Source organism: Methylobacterium sp. J-026, from assembly GCF_022829585.1.
Classification (GTDB): domain Bacteria; phylum Pseudomonadota; class Alphaproteobacteria; order Rhizobiales; family Beijerinckiaceae; genus Methylobacterium.
In genome coordinates this window covers 1-955 of record NZ_JAKSYC010000258.1, presented here as the reverse complement: position 1 = coordinate 955, position 955 = coordinate 1, and the positions used below count along the sequence as shown (strand labels likewise).

2 protein-coding genes are annotated in these 955 nt (G+C 67.2%); both read left to right on the top strand.

The window, feature by feature from the left end:
• The first annotated feature begins 213 nt into the window (after nt 1-213).
• Nucleotides 214-348 carry a hypothetical protein gene (locus MKK69_RS31070; protein ID WP_279598553.1) on the top strand — a complete coding sequence of 45 codons (135 nt, stop codon included), beginning with the start codon at nt 214-216 and terminating at the stop codon, nt 346-348.
• Between the two features lie 270 nt (nt 349-618).
• Nucleotides 619-870, top strand: coding sequence for a hypothetical protein (locus MKK69_RS22095; protein WP_243971480.1), 252 nt, complete (start codon nt 619-621; stop codon nt 868-870).
• The last annotated feature ends 85 nt before the right edge of the window (nt 871-955 follow it).

The window sequence follows — 955 nt, the reverse complement described above, 5'->3', positions numbered from 1 at the left end:
CCGCCCCGCCGGGCTGCCGATGGTGAAACATCCGGCTGTCGAGAGCAGCGTCGAGCCGGGTGCAACGGACTGCGTAGCGTTCTAGCCCCACTTCGACGGCTACGCCGAGTAGGTCCCCGAGCGCATCGACGAGACTGGCCTGCACAGTAGCCACATCACCCGTGTCGTCCATGACTTCAGACCACCGCCCGTGCAGCCTCGCGAACCTGGCGCGTGGCGGCATCGACCTGCTCGCTCGCCCACGGGGTGACGACGATCGCCGGCGGTATGGAGGCGATCGCCCGGGCGAGCGAGCAGGTCGATGCCGCCACGCGCCAGGTGCGCGAGGCTGCACGGGCGGTGGGCTGAAGTCATGGACGACACGGGTGATGTGGCTACTGTGCAGGCCAGTCTCGACGATGCGCTCGGGGACCTACTCCGCGTAGCCGTCGAAGTGGGGCCAGAACCCTACGCAGTCAGTTGCACCCGGATCGACGCTGCTTTCGACAGCCGGATGGTTCCCCATCGGCAGCTCGGCTGGGCGATGAACGAGGCTGCAGCTTTGAGGGGTGCGCTGAAGCAAGGTCTGTTTAGGGGACCATACCGATCCGAGAATGCGGATCCGAAGGTCGATCAGTCATGATAGGGACGATCGTCCCGCTGCGCCTCAAGCGCGACGAGACGTCAGCTCTCGCCGACTTGGACACGGCTGCAGCGACGCTGTTGGCCGAGGGGCGTTCGACCACCCTGTCGGCCGCACGGTTCGACGCGATCCTGGACGGTATGGCGGGCCGCCTCGACGCGGATCTCGTGCGCGCGCTCCGGCCGGGCGCTGTGATTTCCGATGCGGTCTCTTGCGAGCAAAGGCTGGCCTCCGCGGGACACGTGTGAGCGTCCGCTTTGGCGGCAGGGCCACTCGGAGGGTGATATGATCGCCCTGCCCGCGCGGGCAAGCACGCGACGACAGGTACTCCGT

What these genes read in the sequence shown, in the direction of transcription:
- MKK69_RS22095 (WP_243971480.1), top strand. Translation starts at nt 619, where the DNA reads ATGATAGGGACGATCGTCCCGCTGCGCCTCAAGCGCGACGAGACGTCA.